Source organism: Phocoenobacter uteri (assembly GCF_900454895.1).
Lineage (GTDB): Bacteria > Pseudomonadota > Gammaproteobacteria > Enterobacterales > Pasteurellaceae > Phocoenobacter > Phocoenobacter uteri.
In genome coordinates, this window is the sequence record NZ_UGTA01000001.1 from 931,282 (window position 1) to 956,526 (window position 25,245).

Genomic DNA, 25,245 nt, shown 5'->3' on the forward strand with positions numbered 1-25,245 from the left:
TTAATCATTTCCTATTTCACCCAACGTAATGGGTTCTTTGCTTGTCCTTTATAAGTAATACCAAAATAAAGTCCTGAATGAGATTGCCCTCCTGAATTTCCTACTTTAGCAATAATCATTCCTTTTCCTACTTTATCATTTTCTTTTACCAAGATGTCACTGTTATAACCATAAATAGACGAATAATTTTTACCGTGATCAATTACAACCACATTACCATAACCTGGCAACCAGTTTGCCAATACAACTCGTCCAGAAGTAATAGCTCGAACATTATCACCTGTTGATGCCTTAATCACTATCCCTTTCCAGCTATGTTCAGGATCAAATTTTTGTATAATCTTTCCATGAGTAGGCATAGCATATTGTCTTCTCGCTTTACCTAAACCGCTTCCCGCTCGTACTTGCTCAATTTCTTGGTTGGTTAGTTGCCCCTTACCCTGCTGCTCTTTTTCTGCTTTTAACTTAGCAAGCTCACGCTCTTCACGTCTTTGAGCTTCTTGATTCGCATTTGCAATGCTTTCTTGTAACGATTTTGCATTTTCCTTTAAAATTTCAAGATGGTTGGAATCTTTTTTAAGTGTTTTATTGATCGAAAAAATGGTCTGTTTTCTTTCTGACGTAATTTTTTCTAATTGCTGTTTTTGCGAAGTCTGTTCTGATATTTGACTCATCTTGTCAGAAATTTGTTTCGCCAACAAATCACGTTGCTTTGTTAATTTCTGTTGTGTATGACGAATATCATTGATTAAATCAATACGTGCTTGATTCATATGTTCATAATATTGAGCCATTCGGTCAGCTTCTTTTGCTTCTTTTGAAAGTAGCTTTTCAATCACTGACGGATTGATGCCTGAACGGTAGGCAGAATCTAGCTGCTCTCTTAAACGAGCTTTCTGTTTCTGCTCTTGCTTTTCAAGTTGTTCAATTTGCAGTTCTGTTTTCTTAATAGTTTGGCGAATTTCAGTCAGGCTTTTTTTTGTATTATGCAAGGCTTTAATAACCTCGCCCATTGCTTTCTCTTGATTTTTCAGCTGGCTCTGTAATTCATTACGCTGTTGTCTTTGTTTATAGATCTTATCTTGCTGTTGTCTAATCTTATGTCGAATACTAGAAAGATCACTTGCAACAAGAGGTTGAGTGAAAAGACCTTGTAAAAAAAACAAAAACATTAACAATTGAAAACATAACTTCACAAAAAATCCTTAAAATATAAAAGAAAGAGGCTTATTTTAATCTGTTCTTTGAGAAAAATCAGCTTTTCTTCAATAATTCAACTTTATATTTTAAAAATCCCTTATTTTTGTTGTAAAATAACAAAGTTTTTAATTTAGTATTAACAATAGGAGTTTTTTATGGAATTAGTATTTATCCGTCACGGTCTAAGTGAGTGGAATCAATTAAACCTTTTCACTGGTTGGCACGATGTTAATTTAGCAGAAAAAGGTGTGGAAGAAGCAAAAGAAGCTGGTCGCAAATTAAAAGCTGCTGGCTTTGAATTTGATATCGCATTCACTTCTGTTTTAAAACGTGCAATCAAAACTTGTAACTTTGTTTTAGAAGAGTCTGATCAATTGTTCGTACCACAAGTAAAATCTTGGCGTTTAAATGAGCGTCATTACGGTGGTTTACAAGGGTTAAACAAAAAAGAAGCAGCTGAAGAACACGGCGAAGAGCAAGTTCATATCTGGCGTCGTTCTTACGATGTTTTACCACCATTACAAGATCGTAACGATCCTAATTCAGCTCATAACGATCGTCGTTATGCTCACCTTCCACACGATGTGATCCCTGATGGTGAAAACTTAAAAGTAACTTTAGAGCGTGTATTACCATTCTGGGAAGATCAAATTGCACCAGCAATTTTGGCAGGTAAACGTGTTTTAGTTGCTGCACACGGTAACTCATTACGTGCATTAGCAAAACACATCGAAGGTATCTCTGATGAAGATATTATGGATTTAGAAATCCCAACAGGTCAGCCATTAGTTTATACTTTAGATGAAAACTTAAAAGTAGTAAGTAAACGCTACCTTTAATAAGTAATTAGAAATATGTTATGGGGTCGCCTTCGGGCGACCTTTTTTATTCCTTAAATTCCATTGAAAATCCCCCTTTTGTATAGTTATTAAATGAAATAACTTTTCTTGCTCAACTTTTTTTTAAAAAATAAACTTTTTTTGAAAAAATTGATAATTATCAAAATATAATAATTTATTTTATTCGCTGAAAAGTGTATCCTATACGAAAGATTTTACGTGCTTTAACTACAAAGCATAATTTCATCCACTCAATAACTAAAATAGGTTTATTATGTCTAATAAAAATTTAATTCTTATCCTTAACTGCGGCAGCTCTTCTTTAAAATTTGCTGTTCTTGATCCTGCGACAGGCGCTGAAACATTATCAGGTCTTGCAGAAGCATTTCATCTTGAAGATGCTCGCATTAAATGGAAGTTAAATGGTGAAAAAGGAAATGCTGATTTAGGTGCAGGTGCTGCACATACTCAAGCATTAGATTTTATTGCGAAAAATATTTTAACTGATGAATTAAAAGAAAGTATTGCTGCGATCGGTCACCGTATTGTTCACGGTGGTGAAAAATTCACTGAATCTGTAGTAATTACTGATGAAGTAATTAAAGGTATTGAAGAAGCTGTACAATTCGCACCTCTTCACAATCCAGCTCACTTAATCGGAATCAAAGAAGCATTCCGTATTTTCCCAGAATTAAAAGAGCGTAATGTCGCTGTATTTGATACGGCATTCCACCAAACAATGCCAGAAGAAGCCTATTTATATGCAATTCCTTATGCAATGTATAAAGAAAATGGCGTGCGTCGTTATGGTTTCCACGGAACAAGTCACTACTTTGTAAGCCGTGAAGCAGCAAAAGCATTAAATATTGCGGAAGATAAAATCAATGTAATCACTTGTCACTTAGGTAACGGTGCTTCAATCGCAGCTGTTCGTAACGGTAAATGTATCGATACTTCAATGGGCTTAACACCATTAGAAGGTTTAGTAATGGGTACACGTAGTGGTGACATCGATCCTGCAATTATGTTCTATATGCACGATAACTTAGGTATGTCAGTTGAAGAAATCAATGAATGTTTAACTAAAAAATCTGGTTTATTAGGTTTAACTGAAGTGACTAGCGACTGTCGTTATGCTGAAGATAACTATGAAACAGAAGCACCAGCTAAGCGTGCATTAGACGTATTCTGCTACAAATTAGCAAAATACATCGGTTCTTATATGGCAGTAATTGGCGATCGTTTAGATGCAATCGTATTTACTGGCGGTATCGGTGAAAACTCATCATTAGTACGTGAATTAACGTTAAACCATTTAAAATTATTCGGCTATCAAGTTGACGAAGAGAAAAACGTAGCTGCTCGTTTCGGTAAAGATGGTATCATTACTAAAGAAGGTACACCTGTATCTATCGTTCTTCCAACCAATGAAGAGCTTGTTATCGCACAAGATACAGCTAAGCTAACCGCATAATCAACATATTAAAACCTACCTAAAAGGTAGGTTTTTTCTTTTTATTGACCATAGGAATTTATATAATGTCTAGAACTATTATTCTTATCCCAACTAGTGCCGGTGTAGGTTTAACTAGTGTTAGCTTAGGTTTTGTTCACTCGCTTGAACAAAAAGGGGCTAAAGTTGGATTCTTAAAACCAATTTCACAGCCAGAAAATGGTAATGATGAATTAGATCGTTCAACTAATATTATTAGAACCTCACAAACAACAGAAGTAGGTATACCTATGATGTTGAGCCAAGCAGAAATGCTTATTGGTAAAAATCAAACTGATGTTCTATTAGAAAAAATTGTTGAACAACATCAAAAACTTGCTAACACGAATGAAGTTATCGTTGTTGAAGGGCTTATCCCAACTCGTCGTAGTGCTTATGCAAATAACATCAACTACGAAATTGCACAAACATTAGATGCAGAAATTATTTTAGTTGCAGCACCAGGTACTGATTCGCCAGCTCGCTTAAAAGAGCGTATTGATGTTGCAGCATCTGAATTCGGTGGACGTAATAATCCGAATTTATTAGGTGTAATCGTTAATAAATTTAATGCTCCAGTTGATGAAACAGGTAGAACACGTCCTGATTTAACAGAAATTTTCGACTCATTCCAACATGTAAACCGTAATGTGAATGTAAACGACCTTCACGTATTATTTGAAAAAAGTGATATAAAACTACTCGCTTGTGTTGAGTGGAAACCAGAGTTAATCGAAACTCGTGCCATTGATATCGCAAAACATTTAGGTGCATCAATTATTCATGAAGGTGAATTGCATAGTCGTCGTATTCGTGGGGTTACTTTCTGTGCAAGAAGCTTACCAAATATGATCGAACATATGAAAGCAGGATCATTATTAGTAACTTCAGCAGATCGTCCTGATGTTTTGATCGCTGCAGCTCTTTCGATTATGAATGGTGTTGAAATTGGTGCAATCTTACTAACTGGTGGATATAAATTAGATTTAGGTGTAAGAAATCTTTGTCAACAAGCTTTTGAAAAAGGCGTGCCAATTTTCCGAGTTGAAGGAAATACATGGCAAACTGCACTTAGCTTACAAAGTTTCAGCTTAGAAGTGCCTATTGATGATAAAGTACGTATTGAAAACACAAAACAATATGTATCTGAACAGCTTTCTAGCCACTTTATCACTGATATCACAAACGGCGCAGTACGTGAAAAACGTTTATCACCAGCAGCATTCCGCTATCAATTAACAGAATTTGCTCGTGCAGCGAAAAAACGTATTGTACTTCCTGAAGGTGATGAACCTCGTACGATTAAAGCTGCGGCTCTATGTGCTGAGCGTGGTATTGCTGACTGTATCCTTTTAGCCCCTGTTGCAGATGTTCAACGTGTAGCAGAAGCACAAGGCGTTCAGCTTGGAAAAGGTGTAACAATCATCGATCCTGCAACTATTCGTGAAAACTATGTTGAACGTTTAGTTGAATTACGTAAAAACAAAGGTATGACGGAAGTGGTTGCTCGTGAGCAATTATTAGATAACGTTGTACTTGGTACAATGATGTTAGAAGCGAACGAAGTTGATGGTTTAGTATCAGGTGCGGTTCACACAACAGCAAATACAATTCGCCCACCAATGCAAATCATCAAAACAGCACCAGGTAGCTCGATTGTTTCTTCAATCTTCTTTATGTTATTACCTGATCAAGTGCTTGTTTACGGTGACTGTGCGGTAAACCCAGATCCAAATGCAGAACAATTAGCAGAAATTGCGATTCAATCTGCTGAATCAGCAAAAGCATTTGGTGTTGAACCTCGTGTTGCGATGATTTCTTACTCAACAGGAACATCAGGTTCTGGTGCTGATGTTGAGAAAGTAAAAGAAGCAACTCGTATCGCACAAGAAAAACGTCCTGACTTAATCATTGACGGTCCATTACAATATGACGCAGCGATTATGGAAGATGTAGCTCGCTCAAAAGCACCAAATTCACCTGTTGCGGGTAAAGCAACTGTGTTCGTATTCCCTGACTTAAATACAGGTAATACAACCTATAAAGCTGTTCAACGTTCTGCGGATCTTGTTTCTATCGGTCCAATGCTACAAGGTATGCGTAAACCTGTGAATGACTTATCTCGTGGTGCATTAGTAGATGATATTGTTTATACAATCGCATTAACTGCAATTCAAGCAACTCAAAGCTAATATTTCATAGAAATTGATGTATAATGCCCTCACTTGTTGAGGGCTTTTTTATTTGTATTCTATATTTAAGCGGTCATATTTTTATCAAAATTTACAATTTTTATTATGAAATTCGATTCTTCTATCCATCAAAAACTTGCAATTTTCTCGCCTTATTTAACGCAAGAAATTACTATCTATGCTGACTGCTTTTCACAACATACTCAAACAGTGCAAGCCTTTGTTAATGAAATTGAACAAACTGCAACGATTCTGACCAAAATAAATCAAGACGATGTTGTTGAATTTTATGCTGATAAGCTAATCTTACAATTTAGAACGCTTCAAAAATCAGTTGAATTTCTAAAAAATAAGCCTAAATATACTGAAAATGCTCGCCCTGTATTTCAGTCATCTTATCGCTTTCCTAAAAATATTCACACGTTACGCCCAGCAAAACGCTTAGAAGAATATAGAAAAGCATTACGTCTATTAAATGATAAAATCAGTTGGATTATTGAGCAGCGATATAAGTCTCAAACGAATGAAGATAAAACCTATTGGCAAATTCAGCTACAAGAAACCGAATATCGTAAGCAACGCTGTGTAGATGCGATTGAAAAAACGGAAGAAGATCTTTCTAAAATGAGGTAATAAAAAAGCTTAATGAAATAGTCTATTCCATTAAGCTTTATCGTCATTTTTTAAGTTATAAATTAACTCTTTTTATATTTATTCTCATCAAATTCTGGCAGTGGTTTATGCTCACTTGCAATGAAACTATAAATTACTGGCAGAATAAATAACGTAAACAATGTTCCAATACCTAGTCCTGCAATAAGAACCATTCCTATACTAAAACGTGCAACGGCTCCTGCACCACCTGCTAAGAGTAATGGGAGTAAACCCGCTATCATTGCTGCGGTCGTCATTAAAATTGGACGTAAACGAATAGTTGCGGCATAAATAATCGCATTAAAACGAGATCTTCCATGTAATAACTGCTCTTCTTTAGCAACTTCACACATTAAAATACCATGTTTAGTAATTAGTCCAACTAGTGTGACTAAACCAACTTGAGAATAAATATTAAGTGTTGCTCCCTGAACTTTTGCAATACCAAGAATATTCATAACGAGCAATGCTCCACTGATCGCTAATGGCACAGAAACCATAATAACCATTGGATCTCGCCATGATTCAAATTGGATCGCTAATACAATGAAGATAATAACAATCGCTAAAGCAAAAGTCATCACCATCGCATTTCCCTCTTGCACATATTGACGTGCTTCAGAACGGAAATCATATTGATAGCCTTGTGGCAATGTTTTGTCTAGCTCTTCTTTTGCCCAATCTACTGCATCACCAATAGAGCCAACAGCTACACCACCTATCGTCGCTGCATTAAGCTGGTTCATTCGGTTAAGAGATTTTGGCGTTGTTGTTAATTCCATTTTTATAAATGAACCTAGTGGTACTGACTCTCCATTTTTTGCCGTGACATAATAGTTCATTAAATCTTGCGGATTCAAACGCTCTACTCTAGGCACTTGCGATACAATCGGGTATGCACGAGAATCTATATCTACTCGAGTAATCGTTGCACCAGAAAGAAAACTACCTAATGTCATTCCCACTTGTTGCATTGTAATACCATATGCACCCATTTTTTCACGGTCAAAGGTCATCTTCATCGTTGCTGTATCAAATTTTAAATCAAGGGTAACAAAGAAAAATTTACCTGATTTTTGTGCTTTTTCTAGAATACCTAATGCAACTTCAGATAATTTTTGATAGCTATTTGCTGATGTAATCACTAATGAGAATGGTAAACCGCTTTCTCCTGTCGATATTTCAGGGAAAGTGATCGCTGTTACATTCATTTCAGGAATTTTTTTACCAATTTGTCCGATAGTACCTTTCATTTCCATTATGCCACGAGAACGTTCATTCCAATCTTTTAACATAATTAACGATAATGCACTGTTTGCCCCAGAAAATCCTGAAATATTCATAATTCGATTCACTTCTGGCATCTCAGTTACTTCTTTTTCAAAAGGTTTTAATGCGGATTGAGTGTAATCTAAATTGGTATTAGAAGGCCCACTTGAAATTGCTGCTACAAAACCTTTATCTTCTGTTGGAGCAACTTCAGTAGAAAGTGAGCCAAACAAGAAAGGTAAACTAACAAAAATAGCCACAACAAAAAAGAGAACAAATCCACGAATAGACATCACTAAACTTAGCATACCCACATAACAAGCGGTCATTTTTTCTAAGGTTTTTTCAACTAATAGCTCAAAACGATTTGGCTCTGATTTTGCTTTTAAAATACTCCCTGACATCATTGGTGATAGTGTTAATGCCGTTACACCTGAAATCAATACAGCTCCAGCAAGGGTTAAAGCGAACTCTTTAAATAATGCCCCAGTGACACCTTCCATTAACGCCATTGGAGAATATACTGCACCAAGTGTAATTGTCATTGCAATAACAGGTAATGCTATTTCTCGTGTACCAATAATTGCCGCATCAAATGGATTCTTACCTTCTTTTATATGACGTTCAACATTTTCTAGCACAACGATCGCATCATCTACAACAAGCCCGATCGCAAGAATCAGAGCTAACAAGGTCAATAAATTGATAGAAAAACCAAACATTTGTAGAACAAATAGCACCCCAATCAATGAAATTGGAATAGTAATAATTGGTACAACCATTGCTCTTACAGAACCTAAGAAAAGGATAATGACAATCAAAACAATAACAACAGCTTCACCGATAGTATGAATAACTTCACTAATCGAATCGTTAATCGCAATGGTACTATCGTGTAAAATCTTACCTTGAATTGAACTCGGTAAATTACTTTGCATTTGCTTAAACATAGGGTAAATATTTTTAGCAACAGTTAATGGATTTGCTGTTGCTGCTGATTCTACTCCCATAACCACAACTTCTTTCCCATTTACTGTTGCTCTGGCTCTATCTGATGATTTTGCTAATTCAATGTTAGCTAGATCACGTAATTTCACCTGATTGCCATCTGACGTAGAAATAATGGTTAAATTCCCTAAACTTTCTACTGTTTTTGTTGTTGATTCAATTTTATTATTATAAACAGTATAATAACCATTCGTTGATCCTGCCGCTGTTTGCACATTATTCGCACTCAATGCTTGCATTACTGCCGCACCAGAAATATTGTGTGTTGCTAATTTTTGAGGATCAAGCCAAATCCGTAATCCAAAAGGTGTCGCACCAAAAATAGATACTTTTGATACACCATTTACAGTGAAGAATTGTGGTTTCACCACCCGTTCTAAATAATCCGTTACTTCAGTTGCACTTAATTCTTGTGAAGCAAACTGAATATACATTAACGTATCACCACCACCTGAGACACTAATCGCAGGATCATCAATACCACTTGGTAATTGTGAACGAATTGCATTCACTTTTGCTGACACATCCGATAATGCTGCATTCGGATCAGTATTTAACTTCATTTTTGCAGTCACTACTGTTGAATTTGGTGAACTGCTGGATGTAATGTAATCAATATTATTCGCCTGAGCCACTGCTTCTTCTATTTTAGAGGTTACAAAAGCTTGCATTAAGCTTGCATCTGCACCAGCATAATTGACACTGACATTCACAATAGTATTCGTCATTTCAGGATACTCTCGAACCTGTAGTTTCTGAATCGACTGCAAACCCAAAATAGTAATCAGTAAACTAATACAGATTGCCAAAACAGGACGCTTAATAAATATATCGGTAAATTTCATTTTACCTCCAACTATAAATTGCCGATAGTGGCTGGGGCTGTTTCACCGACACCATTCTTATCAGCTACCAAAACTAATACATTGTTAGATAATCGTTGGAAACCTCCACTTACAATTAAATCACCTGATTTTAAACCTTTATTTTGACGTAACTGTGCAAAATTACCGTTACGATCGACTGTTTTTACTTCTATTTGTTTTGCTCGATATACTCTGTCTACTTTTAAATCAGGATTCCGTGCTTGCATTTTTTCTACCATTACACGATCCTTATCAGATAAAGGTTGTAAAACATAAACCGTCTCACCATACATTGTATAAGTAACAGCGATTTGTGGCACAACGATTTGATTTTGCTCACTAGGTAGCTGAATATTTAAGTTTACAAACATACCTGAAAGTAATTTTTGTTGTCCTGATGTAATTAACGCTTCCATTTCAACTAAGCCTGTTGCCGTATTAACCGCAGGATCGATTGCTGAAATTTTTGCAGGGAAAGATTGATTTGGCAAAACATCTGTCGTTACAACAATATCTTGTCCCTGTTTTACTTCTGCTAAGGCGGTTTGAGATAAGTTAAACTGAACTTTCATCGCACTTTGATCTTCAACACGCACAATAGGTGTTCCCATATTGACATATTGCCCTTTATTAACTTTTACAATCCCAACCACTCCACTAAACGGTGCATAAATTTGACGACGTTTAATACTTGCTTTTAACGCCTCAATGTTAGCAACTAATTGATTATAGCTCGCTTTCATATTGTCATATTCAGCTTTTGAAACGCTCCCCGATTTAATCAAGGTTTGATAGCGTTGATAATTTTTCTTCACTTGTGGAAGCTGTGCTTCTGAAGCTCTCAAATTCGCTTTTTCAACTGAACTATCAATTTCGACTAACAACTGCCCTTTTTCCACTTGTTGACCAGACTTAATCAAAACATCTTTAATCACACCTGACATCTGAGCACTTAACATTGCACCTTGATTCGGACGGATCTTTCCGGTTGCTTTAATGCTTGGTACCCATTTTGTAGGTTCAATTTTCATTGCTGTAACCAAGCTAACCGCTTCTGGCATATGTTCAGCATATTCAGTCTTTTTCATTTTAATAAACTGCTGCATTCCCACAACGCCACCAAAAACCACTAATACAATAATCAATACTAAAATAAGTAAAAATTTCTTGCTTCGTGTTTTTTTTCTTTGTTTTATTTCCATAAATACTCCATAAAAATAGTAAAATTTAGATTGTAATCGCTTTCCAAGTTCGCTTCTTCACATCTTCTAACACACCATCATCATATTGTTTATTATCTACAATCTGTGAATAGGCAATACTTGTCGCAACTTGCAAAGTAAGTTCATAAATAATGTCTATCGGCAAATCGGCAATAACATTTTCTTTTTTTCCCTGAAAAACGAATAAATGATAAGGTAAATCTGGAATTTCAGAATAAGCACGACAAACCTCTCGGAACTGAGGTAGGGCTTCATATTGATGAATATTCATTACAGCATCAGGATACTTCTGTAAAAATCCCCAATGATTTGTCCAAAATTGATCATATTGTTCAATAATCGGTAATTTTGAATCGTAATTTTGTGAAAGACATTCATTATATTGCTGAAAAAGAAAATGAATAAGTTGATTTAATAAATCTTCTTTATCCTTAAAATACAAATAGATAGTTCCAACAGAAATACCCGCTTGTTTAGCAACTTTATGGGTAGAAACTTTTGATATTCCTTCTTTTGCAATCAATGTTTGTGTTGCCATCAAAACACGCCTAGCCATCTCAGAATAGGATTTTGAAAAATTAAGCATAAAAAAATGAAACTCTTATTGAATAGAAAACTGAACGAACGTTCATTTTACTGATTTTGAGAAAAAATGAAAGGAAAAAATAAAAAATCAGGCTAGACAATAAAATATCTAGCCTGATTAAAATAGGTTTTTATTCTTTATTCAACAATTAGAATAAAATTACTGTTGATCACCTAATAATACAGAATCTAACGCAATTTCAATCATATCGTTGAAAGTTAATTGACGTTCTTCTGCTGTTGTTTGTTCACCAGTACGGATATGGTCTGAAACAGTACAGATACAAAGTGCTTTTGCACCAAATTCTGCTGCAACACCGTAGATACCCGCAGCTTCCATTTCAACACCTAAAATGCCATATTTTTCCATTACATCAAACATTGAGAAATCTGGTGTATAGAATAAATCCGCAGAGAAAAGGTTACCCACTTTCGCTTTAACACCTTTTGCTTTTGCTGCTGCTACGGCATTTGCAGTCATATCAAAGTCAGCAATCGCTGCAAAATCGTGATCTTTAAAACGAATACGGTTTACTTTTGAATCTGTACAAGCACCCATACCGATAACAACATCACGTACTTTTACATCTTCACTTACTGCACCACAAGAACCAACACGGATAATTTTTTGAACACCGTATTCAGTGATTAACTCTTTTGCATAGATTGAGCAAGATGGGATACCCATACCGTGACCCATAACAGAGATTTTACGACCTTTATAAGTCCCCGTAAAACCTAACATATTACGAACATCAGTTACTTGAACAACGTCTTCTAAAAAAGTTTCAGCAATATATTTTGCACGAAGTGGATCACCAGGCATTAAAACTGTATCTGCGAATGCACCTTCTGGTGCGTTAATATGTGGAGTTGCCATTTTTATTTTCCTCATTAAGTTTGTTATAAAAAATTTAAGCGGTCATATTTTACTGTAAATTTACACTATTTTACAATCAATAACCTGTTACTGCTTGCTCTTCTGTTTCGTTTAATGTTGCTAACAAGTTTGCTAATAAACTTGATGCACCAAAACGGAAGTGGGTTGCATTTACCCAATCAGCACCAAGAATCTCTGCTGCTAAAGATAAATATTGTGCTGATTCTGCGGTTGTTTTTACACCACCCGCAGCTTTAAAGCCGACCTTATCCGCAACATTCAAATCACGAATAACTTCAATCATAATTCTAGCAGATTCTAAAGTTGCATTCACTGGCACTTTACCTGTTGATGTTTTAATAAAATCAGCACCCGCTTTGATTGAAATTTCACTTGCTTTACGAATCAATGCTTCTGTTTTCAATTCACCCGTTTCAATGATGACTTTAAGTGTCACATTTGCTTGCTCACAAACAGCTTTACATTGTTTCACCAATTCAAAACCAACGTCTTCATTACCAGCAATCAATGCTTTATATGGGAATACCACATCAACTTCATCTGCACCGTAAACGATCGCAGCTTTAGTCTCTGTAACCGCAATTTCAACATCATCATTGCCATGTGGGAAATTGGTTACTGTTGCAATTTTAACAGCATCTAATCCTAATGATTTTAATGCCTTACGAGCAACAGGAATAAAACGTGGATAAATACAAATAGCCGCAGGGCTACCAAATTCTGTTTTTGCCTGTTCACACAAAGCAATCACTTTTTCATCTGTATCATTATCATTTAAAGTCGTTAAATCCATTAAAGATAATGCTTGTTTTGCAATTTGTTTCTGACTCATTTTTTCTCCTTAACCATTTAAAATTTGAAACGCAATCGTTTCTCTAACGCTAAAATGACAAACACCACTGACTTGCAGTGGTGTTTTAATTAGTTATGCAAGAACCTAATTAAGCGACAATTGCACCACCAAGTCCGATAAATAGACCTGCAATTGTTGCACTCATTAAGTTAGATAATGATCCTGCTAATACTGCTTTCATACCTAAACGAGCAATATCACTACGACGATTTGGAGCCATTGTACCGATACCACCGATTAAAATTGCGATTGAGCTGAAGTTTGCGAAACCACAAAGTGCGAAGGTTACGATAGCAATAGTTTTATCTGTTAAGTGCACTGCTGATTCAGGTGCTAAGTATTTGATGAATTCTAAGTAACCTACGAATTCATTTACTACTAATTTAAGACCAATCATTTCACCCGCAATTGATGCTTCATTCCAAGGCACACCGATAACCCAAGCTAATGGTTTGAACACTAAACCAAAGATTAAGCTTAATGACCATTCTGGATGACCTACCCAGCCACCAATGCCACCAATCATACCATTGATCAATGCAATCAATGCCACGAATGCGATTAACATTGCACCTACGTTAGCTGCTAAACCTAAACCTGTACTTGCACCAGACGCTGCTGCTTCTAATACGTTTGCTGGTTTGTCTAAATCAACTTCTTCTAATTGATCTTTAAATTGTTCTGTTTGTGGAAGGATAATTTTAGCAAATAATAACCCACCTGGTGCAGCCATAAATGATGCAGCGATTAAGTAAGTTAGTGGAACACCCATTCCAGCATATGCAGCCATTACCGCACCTGCGATTGACGCTGTACCACCACTCATTACTGCAAATAACTCAGATTCAGTCATTTTGTTAACGAATGGTTTAACCACTAATGGTGCTTCTGTTTGACCAACGAAGATATTCGCTGCAGCTGACATAGATTCTGCTTGTGAAGTACCTAATGCTTTTTGTAATAAACCACCTAAAGCTTTAATTACAAGTTGCATAACGCCTACATAGTAAAGTACTGAAATCAATGCTGAGAAGAATACGATTGTTGGAAGTACACGGAATGCGAATACGAAACCGCCCCCGCCAAACACTTCAAACATTTTATCTGATACTAAGCCACCAAATAAGAAGTTAATCCCTTCGTTACCATAGTTGATAACGTGTTGAACACCGTTTGCTGTTGCACCTAATGCTTCACGACCAGCAGGAACATAAAGAATAAAGGCTCCCAAGCCGACCTGAATTGCTAGTGCACCAAAAACTGTGCGGAAATTGATTGCTTTTTTATTATTAGAAAATAAGAAAGCTATCGCTAACAGGACAAAAATCCCTAAAATGCTGTTTAATAGACCATTCATAGCCAAGACCTCATTAAGTAGTTAAGTTAAAGTTAAATTAAAAGTAAACGAATTTTACTGATTTTTTCATAAAAAATCACAACATATTATTAAAAAATGAGAACTACCTCACATTTTAATTACGAATTGATGTTTATTTAACAAATTTGTGAGAAATTTCAAATAATTCAATTCGCATATTGCCCCTTTTTTCCACAATATTATAAAATTGTGGAAAACTAAAAGTCACCTTCTGTGCCTTCTTCTCTGCATAAATTGCATTGATTAAGCGTACTTTCTTATTTTTACTGCCTATACAGTTTAAATAAGCTTCAAGGTGATTTTTTTCATCTAATACATAGACATTAAATTTCTCATTTTCTTGATCCTCAAAAAAGAATTGAACAAAACCTTCAACCGCAAAATGCCCTATTTCTTTTGGTAATGAACAATTTGTGAAATTATTCACGTTTTTTGCAAAATCTGGTAAAAATGTGACTGCTTGTTTATTATTTTCACTTAAGTGTTTAAATACAGATCGCCACCGTTTACTTGATATTTCTGAACGTAATAAAAATTGCTTCTGATAATTTACGCCGGTTTGAATCACAATACAGCGATTCACGAGCCCACTTACTAATGCTTGTAATTCTTGTGTAAAACGTCGTGAATAACAGAAAACATTTAATGAATGTGGTGCAAAATTGCTTTGATAAAGTTTGTTAGAAAGGAGTTTTAATGCTTCTAATACTGCATTTTCACCCTCAAAATATTCTGTCCTAATTTCATTCCACATATTCCGATAAATTAAGCCTATGCTTCCTACCACATTTTGTGAGGTATGGCCTAAATTAAATAATTCTTTTAATGATAATTTTGTCGATGTTGTTTTGATCGATTTTGTCGGATCATTTGTCAAATTAACAACCACAATTAAATGTCGGATATCATTTGGATGATGCCACGCTTCACTACTTGGTAAAGGTGCTTTCACTGGAATATGTAAACGAAAATCGGTAATAAATTGACGAAGTTTGAGTAACGATACATTTTTACTCACAATGTGCAAACGTGTTTTTGGGGTGATTAAACCATTAAAATAAGCCCAAGAAATTAACTGAACCAATGATGGAAAATATTGCACATAGCGATTACTGGAGTTATACACTATTTTGGGAGAATGATTGAGTAAATACCAACCTTTCTCAAAAAATGAATCGCCTGTTGATTCAATAAAAGTAAGCTCTTCTTCTGCTAAATTCCATTTGATTTTATTATTTAATAAAGGAACCTTCGTTGGTAATGTTTCAAAAGAAGAATACAATTGACGCATTAAAATATCGCTATCTTGAGATAAGATACAAGGTTCAATATTTTGTTTCTTCGCAAAAAGAACTAATCTATGATAACTTTCAATAAATAGCTCTAATAAACCTTGCTGATGTTCCATTGCTTGCTTGATTTTCCAACTCTCTCTCTTTGCAAGCTCATCAATCTGTGATTCTGACCATTCCCAATCAGAAATAAGCTGAGTAATTTGTTGTAAACGCCAACTTTGTTGTGAAATGCCATCTGTAACTTTAATATAAAAACATCGGCGAATTTTATCTAAACGTTCAAGATCATTGATTTCAGTTAAATATAATGTGACCCGTTCAAGCATTGCTAGGTAAGGATCAAAATGATAATTCTCTTGCCCGTTACCCTCTAACAAATAACGTTTAAATTGTCTAGAAATCAGATCAATCTCATTATAATTCTGTGTATAGCTTTCTAATAAAAGAATTTTAATCGCTGACTTATAGGGTGAATGAATACTTTTATAGAGTTGCCACAAGCTTGCCCCAAAAAATTCATCAATAGAAAGTGCAGAAAAATCTCCAAAATCAATCCATTCATCTAAACAAAGTCCCTGCTCCGATACCGCACAATCAATCGCATTTTGGTAAGATTGCCCTTGATCTTTCAATAAATGTAACCATAACAACCGCTTACCAGATAACCGAATAGCAGAACGGTAAAATTCATCAAGTAAGAAAAAGTGCTGAGCTGAACCACTGTTTTCTCGAGAGACTTTGTTATAACAAAACTGATTTTTAAATTGTTTCGGATTCATTAAATAAAAATGAATTTCGACATTAAAGCGACTCGCCCACTCAGTAATGAGATTAAATTTACTTTGGATCAGTGCTTCTTGCTGCACACTAAAACATTGCTCACTACACACCCAAATATCTAGGTCAGAATGGCTAGTTTGTGAAATCGATCCCGTGCTTCCCATAGCATAAACACCATCAAAATCCACAGAATTGACAGCTTCAATTTTTTGTTCGATTTGTAACAAATAATTTTTTTGATAATTGCTTGGAGAAAAACGCCAAATGCCTTTTGGTGCACCTTCGACGTAAGCGGGTAATTGAGGATCGTTATAATGGATAAGTAGAGTAAGTAATTGAAAAACATGCTGAAAACATTGACTATCACTAATCAATGTTCTCTCAATTCTTAATTCATCAAGTGCATCAATTCGTTGTATTGCAATCTCTATCTGAGAAGGCTTTATCTCTTTTTGCGACAACAATTTGACCCCAAATAATGTTTACTCCATAAAAAACTGTGAGCAATGTATCATTTTTTGAAAAAAAGTAAAGTTTTCAATTGATAAATTTTTATTTTTATAGTCCAAAAACAAATAATCATTGCTAAAATTGATACTAACCCAGTAGAATGTTGCACTTTTACTTATAATTTTAACGTTTATATATTATGCTAAAACAATTTTTAACATTTCTTATCTGCTTAACTTTTTCTCTTACCAGCAATGCTGGATTATTTAGTAAAAATAAACAGCAATACTTATCAAGTGAAGAAGCGTTTATATTTTCTTCTGAACAAAAAGATAACCATCTCTTATTGTCTTGGCAAATTGCCCCTGATTATTATCTATATAAAGATAAAATTAAAATCACAACAGAAAATGGCGAGATTGAGCCTGTTGCGTTACCACAGGGAGAATTTCACGAAGATAAATTCTACGGCAAAACTGAAATTTATACAGAGCAACTCGATCTTGATCTTACCGCAAAAGCACCGCTTTCTGATTTTACATTAACGGTCGAATATCAAGGTTGCACCGAAGGCTTATGCTATCCGCCAGAAATGCAAACTGTTCATTTTCTCAAAGAGAATAATGTGACAAGTACAAATAACAATAATGAAGCGGTCATTTCTGATCAAGAATTTGCAAATTCTGAAAAAAATACCACCGCTTTAACGGATTACTTACAGCTCACCGATAATCCAATCGCATTGGTTTGGTTCTTTATTTTTGGTCTCGGTTTAGCTTTTACGCCTTGTGTAATGCCAATGTTACCGTTACTTTCAGCTATTGTGATCGGACAGCAAAATCGCCCAAATACCAAACGGGCATTTTTCTTAAGCCTAAGCTATGTACAAGGAATGGCGCTCACTTATACGCTATTAGGTTTAATGGTAGTAAGTATTGGCTTACCATTTCAAATTGCGTTACAAAGTTCGCCGGTGTTAATCACATTAAGTGCCGTTTTTGTGTTATTCGCCCTTTCTATGTTTGGTTTATTTGAAATTAAACTGCCGAATAGCTGGCAACAAAAACTGAATAACATCAGCCAAAACCAACAAGGTGGCTCAATTAAAGGATCATTTGTAATGGGAATGGTCGCAGGCTTAGTCGCTTCTCCTTGCACCTCTGCACCGCTTTCGGGTGCATTGCTTTACGTAGCACAAACAGGCGATTTTGTGATTGGTGGTTCTGCTCTCTATTTATTAGGTCTAGGAATGGGCGTGCCACTTATTCTTATCACTCTTTTTGGTAACAAAGTATTACCAAAATCAGGTGACTGGTTACTCAACGTGAAAACCACTTTTGGCTTTGTAATGTTAGCTTTACCGATCTTTTTATTAAGCCGTGTACTTCCACACAACCTTGAACCATTTATGTGGTCATCGCTTGTTATCGCCTTTTTAATCTGGTTTAGTTTTCAAATCCCAACGCAAAAAATGTGGCAAAAAATCTTACACATTGTGTTATTCATTGGGGTAATTATCAGTGCAAAACCTTATTCTGAAATGATTTTGAATACAAAAAACACTTCACAAGCACAACATACATCAGAGATTATTCACATTAAAAATTTTGCAGATTTACAACAAAAACTGACCGCTTATCAAGGCAAAAAGATGATGTTAGACGTATATGCTGACTGGTGCGTCGCCTGCCAAATGTTAGAAGAGGAAACCTTTACTGATCCAAAAGTAATACAGAAATTACAACAAATGGTTGTCTTTAAAATTGATGCCACAAAAAATACCCCTGAAAGCAAAGAACTGATGAAACAGCTTCATATTCTTGGGCTACCTGCGTTGTTATTTTTTAATGAACAAGGACAAGAGCTGACACAAAAACGCGTAAATGGTTTTGTTGATGCACAGGATTTTTTAAAACACTTAAATAGTCTGTAATTGTTCAAAATAATTGGGGGACGAAATGATGAGCTATTCTCAACACGTATTTAATCGCCCCCTAAAAATATCAATTTAACTTATTTCTACTCGCACAATGTTGTTGGGAACAACTCGGGCAACCAATACATTTTGCCCCTTTTTTCTTCATTCTAATCATAGAAAAAATAGCGATGCTTAAAATGACCAATACGGTAATGATAACGATGAGTTCTTTTATAGACATAGCATAACCTTTAATTGATAATCTAAAATAAATGTCGGTTGGCATTCTAGAAAACCCACCGACTTTTTAACCTATTTAATGGATTTTGAATTTCCTTTTCTGACTAAATAGACCACTAAACTAATCAAACATAGGCTAACGATACCGCCTTGAACTACGCCTCGTCCGACATTGCCTGTGGTAATAAATGTGCCAATTTGATAAACAAAATAAGCAATGATATATCCAACAGAAAACTGTAAACCGATTCCTGCCCATAGCCATTTTTTATTTTCCATTTCTGAGTTCATGGCACCAATCGCCGCAAAGCACGGAGGGGTGAATAAGTTAAACATTAAATAAGCAAGGGCGGCGGATGAGGTTAATCCCATTACTTCGGCAACATTGCTTGCACCACCCACGAGGGCTAATTCATCGGTGTTGATAAAGTTTGTTACGCCATAAACCACCGCTAATGTACCGACCACATTTTCCTTCGCAATAAAACCTGTAATTGCCGCCGCAGCAAGTTGCCATACCCCAAATCCAAGTGGAATAAGCACGAATGCAAAAGGCGATGAAATGCCCGCAAGAATACTGGTATTTGCCATTTCTTCTGACACCGTTTGGAACTGCCAGTTGAAAGTTTGCATAATTTGTACCACTGCATTACACACTAGAATCACCGTTCCCGCTTTAATAATAAAGGCTTTTGCTCTTGAAAGCATAGAAATTAAAGCACGTTTTAAACTTGGGAATTTATACGCTGGCAATTCCATAATAAAGTAGGTTTTCTTGTTTTTAGAGCCTGTAATCAACATCACAAGATAAGCCCCAAAGAAGATAATTAAAATTCCCACAAAATACATTAACCAGCCAACCCAAGCAGCGTCTTTAAAAAATACCCCAGCAAACAGTGCGATAACGGGTAATTTTGCTCCACAAGGAAGGAAAGAGGTGAGCATTGCCGTTGTGCGACGTTGTCTGACATCTTTAATGGTTCGTGTAGACATAATCCCCGGAATTGCACAACCTGTTGAAATGACCATTGGAATAATGGATTTACCTGATAATCCGACAATTTTGAAAAATCTGTCCATGACCACCGCAACGCGAGCCATATAACCCGAATCTTCCAATAAGGCTAATAAGAAAAATAGCACCATAATCAAAGGAAGAAAACCGACCACAGCGATCACACCACCGATAATGCCATCCACCAATAAGGCTGACCAAAATTCGGATACGCCAGTGCTAAGCATATCGCCGATTATGCCTTGTCCTTCTTCTAACCAACCCACTAAGAGATCGGCAAAATAAGGTCCAACGTGTTCCTGAGAAATCGAAAAAACCAAATACATAATCACCGCAAAAATTGGTAAGCCTAACCATTTATTTGCCACCACGAGATCCACTTTATCTTGTGTGTTTTTTTGATTTGATAAGGTTTGTTTAACAGAAACATCCGCCACTAATTTTTTTACAAAAGCATAGCGTTTGATATCAGCTTCTTTCATTGATTCTGCATTTTCAACATCCACCGTTCCAACATCTACCACTGCTTGCTGAGCTTTACCTTGTGAAGCATACACCGCGTTAATCAATGCTTGAAAACCATTTTTATTGCTATCTGTTGCGATCGTTTCAACAATAGATACACCTAATTTCTCCGCCAACGCCTTAACATTCACCGTATTTTTCTGCTTTAAATTTAGGTCTGTTTTATTCAACGCCATCACCACAGGAATACCTAATTCCAACAGTTGTACGGTAAAAAATAAACTTCGGCTTAAATTGGTTGCATCCACAATATTTACAATCACATCAGGGTTTTCATTTTTCACAAAATCACTGGTGATACTCTCCTCAGAGGTATAAGGTGACATTGAATAAGCCCCCGGTAAATCGACTGCTAAGATCGTTCCCTTCGTCGCTAAATCTGGTTTGATAAAGGCCTCTTTCTTCGCAATGGTCACACCTGCCCAGTTACCCACTTTTTCAAGCTTTCCTGTAATGCCATTAAACAATGTCGTTTTGCCACTATTTGGATTGCCGACTAATGCAATTTTCATTTTAGTTCCTCAACATAACAATATAATAAAATCTATCCATCAATAAGTATTGCTGAGGCTAAATCACTGTCTATGCTGTACCTTGCCTCTTTAATTGTGATAATAATATTCTGTTCTAATCGTGAAATAACACTGATTTCTTCACCTTCAAAACAGCCCAAAGAAAACAGAAAATTCTCCATATCCGTATCATCCGCTTGAATTTTTACTATCGTACAAGTCGTGCCTTCTGGCACACTATTTAAGGTTCTTTCTTTTAATCCGTCATTATTCTTCACAATTTTTTCTCTTTTATGTATTGCATACTTATTGGGCGACGGAATATAGCATAGGTATTTTTATGAAAACAAATATCAATTCTATCTTTATTCAATTCTTTAATTAAAATCAAATTAAAAGTAAAAAAATTGTAAATTTTTATAAAAATAACACCGCTTAAATGGAACAAAATAAGCCATATATTAACAATTAGAATTATGTTAGAATTTTTGCAATTTTTTTAACTCAGAAAGACAAATTATGAACGATTTATTTATTATTGACTCCCACTGCCACTTAAATGCATTAGATTATGAAACACGTCACAAAAGTGTGGATGAAGTGCTTGAAAATGCCAAACAAAGAGGCGTACAACACGTGATTTCTGTGTGTACTACGCTTAGTGATTTTAAAGAGATGAAACAACTAACCGCACACCGTGATGATGTGTCGCTTTCTTGTGGAATGCACCCGTTAAATATTGAAGATGAAGTGTTTGATATTCAAACGCTACGTTCACTTGCAAATGATCCCAAAGTGGTTGCGATTGGTGAAACGGGTTTGGATTATCACTACACCCCAGAAACCAAAGAGCTACAACTTTCTATTTTTGAACAGCATATTGATGTGGCAAACGAGTTAGATAAACCGTTGATTATTCACACGCGTTCAGCCCGTGAAGACACAATGCATCTATTAGAAAGCCGTAATGCGGAAAAATGTGGCGGCGTATTACACTGCTTTACCGAAGATTATGCAATGGCAAAACGTGCGTTGGATATCGGTTTTTATATCTCTATTTCAGGGATCATCACCTTTAAAAATGCCGAAGAATTGCGAGATGTCGTGAGAAAATTACCACTAGATCGCCTGCTTATTGAAACGGATTCGCCTTATCTTGCCCCAATTCCTTATCGTGGCAAACCTAACCAACCCGCTTATGTGCGAGAGGTTTGTGAATATATGGCGGCATTAAAAGGGGTATCAGTGCAAGAACTTGCTAGCATTACCACTCAAAATGTGCAAAAATTATTTAAAATATAACCGCTTATCTAGTGGCTTATTACTCACTTTAATATTTAACAAGGATAAATTATGAGAACGATGATCAAATATTTCTTCATTCTAGTCGTGCTTTCTTTACACATAGTACTCGTTGGAAGTGTGAATTATGCTTTTCCAAGCTATGAAGAGACAGTGGTGACAGGAATGGAAGCAAAACGTGTGGATAAAGATGGTCCGATTAGTAAATCAAACCCAGCGGATGGCCCAACCAGAGATGCTTATTTTATCTTTACAGAAAATCCAACCACCAAAGAAATTATGGTGTATCGTAACGAAGATACCAGATGGGGACTGCCTTTCTATTTCAAATTTAATTCGGCGGATGTGCAAGCAAAAGCTCAAGCTTATGCGAATGATAAACAGCTTGTTCAGGTTAAATATTATGGCTGGAGAATCAATATGCTAAGTGAATTTAGAAATATTGTTTCTATTAAGCCCTTAACAGAAGCTGATGAGGTGTCTCGCCCAATCTTTAGTTATATTTTATATGTCTTGTTGCTACTCACTTTCTTTATCTCTGTTCAGTTCATTCGTGGCTGGTTTGATAGTGAAAAATAAAAAATACTAAAACAAAAAAGGAGCTAATTTTTTAGCTCCTTTTTTATTGCTCTCTTTTTATCTTACGATGAAGCACGATGTTTACTAAACGCAACTTTATCAACAAATGCTAATAATACTGCTGAAACCACAAACACAAGATGAATTAAGGTTTGCCAAAATAATGGATTTTCATGCAGTGGCGTATTCTGTGGTAATGTTGCTAAGGTTTCCTCAATAACCATATATTTTTTCAGTAAAAAAATGGATGAAATAGCAACAATTGAAGCTGACACTTTTAATTTCAATGTCCCAGAATCAAGATGTGTAAGCCATTTAATTTGAGATGTATCCCCCGCTTTATCTAATTTTGAAACAAAATTCTCGTAGCCTGAAAACATAACCATCACAATCAATCCCCCCACCAACAACATATCAATCAATGTTAAGCAAGTCAGAATAAAATCGGTTTCTTTAACAAGATGTATATGAGTAAATAAATGCCATAATTCTTGTAAGAACACATATCCAAGTCCGAGTAAAAGTAAAGACATCGCTAAATAAAGCGGTGCAAGTAACCAACGTGTAGCAAAAATCGTTTTTTCAATAAATGTTTCCATTATAACTTTCCTGTATTTTGTAATATCTTTGTTAAAATGGTGACAAAATGTTAATTTTCAATAGGGTATCATTGCAATTGAATAAAATTAACGCAACAAACCATTCTTAATTAAGATTGATTATTATTTAAGTTTTGCTATAATTCGGTTCGGATATTTCATATTAACTCTAATGAGGAAACATTATGTTTAAAAAAACCACTCTTGCAATTACCATCGCTCTAGCAAGTTCATTAACAACTTTTCCTACTATTGCTCAAGCAGAAACTCAACAAGTTATCGTAAATCAAAGTGCAACAGCATTCCTAGATGGTTATGCAAAAATGGCTGATCTTCTCTACACTAAAAGCTATGAAGATGCTATTCGCTTACAAGCCGCAATTAAAGCATTTGCTAAAAATCCAACTAAAGAAACATTAGAAAATACAAAAAAAGTATGGCTTGAAGCTCGTGAAGCTTATGGTGTCACTGAATCATTCCGTTTATCAAATGGTCCTATTGATGCTGAAGAAGGTTGGGTTGCTGAAGCTTACGGTGCTTTAGAAGGTCAAATCAATGCGTGGCCATTAGATGAAAATATGATTGACTATACCCTCGATGCAGAAGGTAAACCAACAAAAGGTAATATTATTGATTCTAAAGGTTCTTTTACTCCTGCTGACGGTGGTGAAAAACCAACTCCTGTAAATATTGATAAAATTGATATTGAAACAATTACAGCATTAAATGAAAATGGCGGCGAAGCAAACGTAGCTTCAGGTTGGCATGCAATTGAATTCTTATTATGGGGTCAAGATCAAGACTACCAAAATATGATTTCGGATAATGTAACCAAAGGTCCAATGACTGCTGGACAACGCCCAATTACAGATTTCACAACGGATGAATTTGCACAACGTCGCTTAGACTACTTAGTAGCAGCAGCAGATAAATTAGTGGTTGATCTTGACTTAGTAAAAAGTGCTTGGGCTGAACAAGTAAAAGATAACGCAGGTTTATACCGTGCAGCATTATTAGGTAAATTAACTGGTGCTGATGCAGACAAAAATATCGACCAAAAAGAAGCATTAAAACAAATCTTTGCAGGTATGGGTATGTTTATTAAATCAGAACTAGCAAATGAGCGTATTGCAGTTGCTGTTTTAACGCCTTCTGAAGAAGATGAACATTCTTGCTTCTCTGATAACACTCATCGTGATATCGACACTAACTATAAGAGCTTCAAATATTTATTAACTGGTCAAATTGAAGGTAAACAAGTTGGTTTCAACTTATTAAGCCAAGTTTCTGCAGATCAACGTAAAGACATTGAAGGCTTAATTGCTAACATTGAAGAACGTATTGCAAAAGTAGATGAGTTAGCAAAAACAAAAATGCACTTTGACTACCAAATCCACCCAGAAAATAAAGAAGAAGCAAAAAATATCGTCCGTTTGAAAAATGACTTGCGTAAACTAGGTGATAAAATGATTCTTGTTGCAAAAGCAATGGGTATTTCTTTAACTGCTGAAGATGTAACTGACGCAGAAGAAACTAAACTATAATTTGCTAATAATCAAAGAATAGTAAA

General features: G+C 35.6%; 20 protein-coding genes. 8 read left to right on the forward strand and 12 right to left on the reverse strand.

The genetic code is table 11. The annotated features are described in order from the left end of the window. Positions 1–11 precede the first annotated feature (11 nt). Positions 12–1,172 carry a murein hydrolase activator EnvC gene (envC, locus tag DYE60_RS04105; RefSeq protein WP_115315368.1) on the reverse strand — a complete coding sequence of 387 codons (1,161 nt, stop codon included), beginning with the start codon at positions 1,170–1,172 and terminating at the stop codon, positions 12–14. A gap of 183 nt (positions 1,173–1,355) precedes the next feature. Here envC and DYE60_RS04110 point away from each other — a divergent pair, with 183 nt between their 5' ends. The 4 genes from DYE60_RS04110 (at position 1,356) to priC (ending at position 6,356) form a co-directional block, all read left to right on the forward strand. Then, positions 1,356–2,039 carry a 2,3-diphosphoglycerate-dependent phosphoglycerate mutase gene (locus DYE60_RS04110; protein WP_115315369.1) on the forward strand — a complete coding sequence of 228 codons (684 nt, stop codon included), beginning with the start codon at positions 1,356–1,358 and terminating at the stop codon, positions 2,037–2,039. Positions 2,040–2,313: 274 nt separating this feature from the next. Beyond that, positions 2,314–3,513: an acetate kinase gene (locus DYE60_RS04115; protein ID WP_115315370.1), complete on the forward strand. Its 1,200-nt coding sequence runs from the start codon at positions 2,314–2,316 to the stop codon at positions 3,511–3,513. A gap of 65 nt (positions 3,514–3,578) precedes the next feature. Then, complete coding sequence (gene pta, locus DYE60_RS04120) at positions 3,579–5,723, forward strand: phosphate acetyltransferase (RefSeq protein WP_115315371.1); 2,145 nt, start codon at positions 3,579–3,581, stop codon at positions 5,721–5,723. A gap of 105 nt (positions 5,724–5,828) precedes the next feature. Next, a complete protein-coding gene (gene priC, locus DYE60_RS04125) occupies positions 5,829–6,356 on the forward strand; it encodes a primosomal replication protein PriC (protein WP_115315372.1) in 528 nt (175 codons plus the stop codon). A gap of 62 nt (positions 6,357–6,418) precedes the next feature. Here the strand turns inward: priC and DYE60_RS04130 are convergent, their stop codons facing one another. The 7 genes from DYE60_RS04130 to DYE60_RS04160 form a co-directional block, all read right to left on the reverse strand. Beyond that, the gene (locus tag DYE60_RS04130) at positions 6,419–9,499 is read right to left on the reverse strand and encodes an efflux RND transporter permease subunit (RefSeq protein ID WP_115315373.1); all 3,081 of its coding nucleotides are present in this window, start codon (positions 9,497–9,499) and stop codon (positions 6,419–6,421) included. Positions 9,500–9,510: 11 nt separating this feature from the next. Further along, complete coding sequence (locus DYE60_RS04135) at positions 9,511–10,722, reverse strand: efflux RND transporter periplasmic adaptor subunit (RefSeq protein ID WP_115315374.1); 1,212 nt, start codon at positions 10,720–10,722, stop codon at positions 9,511–9,513. A gap of 25 nt (positions 10,723–10,747) precedes the next feature. Further along, complete coding sequence (locus tag DYE60_RS04140; protein ID WP_172460357.1) at positions 10,748–11,281, reverse strand: TetR/AcrR family transcriptional regulator; 534 nt, start codon at positions 11,279–11,281, stop codon at positions 10,748–10,750. A gap of 207 nt (positions 11,282–11,488) precedes the next feature. Beyond that, positions 11,489–12,208 carry a purine-nucleoside phosphorylase gene (gene deoD / locus DYE60_RS04145; protein ID WP_115315376.1) on the reverse strand — a complete coding sequence of 240 codons (720 nt, stop codon included), beginning with the start codon at positions 12,206–12,208 and terminating at the stop codon, positions 11,489–11,491. A gap of 76 nt (positions 12,209–12,284) precedes the next feature. After that, on the reverse strand, positions 12,285–13,061 hold the full coding sequence (gene deoC / locus DYE60_RS04150) for a deoxyribose-phosphate aldolase (RefSeq protein ID WP_115315377.1): 777 nt from the start codon (positions 13,059–13,061) through the stop codon (positions 12,285–12,287). A gap of 109 nt (positions 13,062–13,170) precedes the next feature. Then, complete coding sequence (locus DYE60_RS04155; protein WP_115315378.1) at positions 13,171–14,439, reverse strand: NupC/NupG family nucleoside CNT transporter; 1,269 nt, start codon at positions 14,437–14,439, stop codon at positions 13,171–13,173. Positions 14,440–14,572: 133 nt separating this feature from the next. Then, entirely contained in the window at positions 14,573–16,999 is a 2,427-nt protein-coding gene (locus DYE60_RS04160) for a class I adenylate cyclase (protein ID WP_115315379.1), read from the reverse strand. Between the two features lie 185 nt (positions 17,000–17,184). Here DYE60_RS04160 and DYE60_RS04165 point away from each other — a divergent pair, with 185 nt between their 5' ends. Beyond that, complete coding sequence (locus DYE60_RS04165; RefSeq protein WP_115315380.1) at positions 17,185–18,918, forward strand: protein-disulfide reductase DsbD; 1,734 nt, start codon at positions 17,185–17,187, stop codon at positions 18,916–18,918. A gap of 70 nt (positions 18,919–18,988) precedes the next feature. Here the strand turns inward: DYE60_RS04165 and DYE60_RS04170 are convergent, their stop codons facing one another. The 3 genes from DYE60_RS04170 to DYE60_RS04180 form a co-directional block, all read right to left on the reverse strand. Then, complete coding sequence (locus DYE60_RS04170) at positions 18,989–19,144, reverse strand: FeoB-associated Cys-rich membrane protein (RefSeq protein ID WP_172460358.1); 156 nt, start codon at positions 19,142–19,144, stop codon at positions 18,989–18,991. 71 nt (positions 19,145–19,215) lie between these two features. Next, the gene (gene feoB, locus DYE60_RS04175; protein WP_115315382.1) at positions 19,216–21,195 is read right to left on the reverse strand and encodes a ferrous iron transport protein B; all 1,980 of its coding nucleotides are present in this window, start codon (positions 21,193–21,195) and stop codon (positions 19,216–19,218) included. 32 nt (positions 21,196–21,227) lie between these two features. Next, positions 21,228–21,473 (reverse strand): FeoA family protein, encoded by a 246-nt coding sequence (locus DYE60_RS04180; RefSeq protein WP_218563613.1) that lies wholly within the window; start codon positions 21,471–21,473, stop codon positions 21,228–21,230. A 241-nt stretch (positions 21,474–21,714) separates the two neighbouring features. Between DYE60_RS04180 and DYE60_RS04185 the strand changes: the two genes are divergently transcribed. Both DYE60_RS04185 and DYE60_RS04190 read left to right on the forward strand, forming a co-directional pair. Then, positions 21,715–22,497, forward strand: a complete 783-nt coding sequence (locus tag DYE60_RS04185) for a TatD family hydrolase (RefSeq protein ID WP_115315383.1) — start codon at positions 21,715–21,717, stop codon at positions 22,495–22,497. Positions 22,498–22,548: 51 nt separating this feature from the next. After that, on the forward strand, positions 22,549–23,076 hold the full coding sequence (locus DYE60_RS04190; protein WP_115315384.1) for a DUF1523 family protein: 528 nt from the start codon (positions 22,549–22,551) through the stop codon (positions 23,074–23,076). Positions 23,077–23,138: 62 nt separating this feature from the next. Here DYE60_RS04190 and DYE60_RS04195 read toward each other — a convergent pair whose 3' ends face one another. Then, the gene (locus tag DYE60_RS04195) at positions 23,139–23,675 is read right to left on the reverse strand and encodes a TIGR00645 family protein (protein ID WP_218563614.1); all 537 of its coding nucleotides are present in this window, start codon (positions 23,673–23,675) and stop codon (positions 23,139–23,141) included. A gap of 185 nt (positions 23,676–23,860) precedes the next feature. Here DYE60_RS04195 and DYE60_RS04200 point away from each other — a divergent pair, with 185 nt between their 5' ends. Next, complete coding sequence (locus DYE60_RS04200) at positions 23,861–25,219, forward strand: imelysin family protein (RefSeq protein ID WP_115315386.1); 1,359 nt, start codon at positions 23,861–23,863, stop codon at positions 25,217–25,219. Positions 25,220–25,245 lie beyond the last annotated feature (26 nt).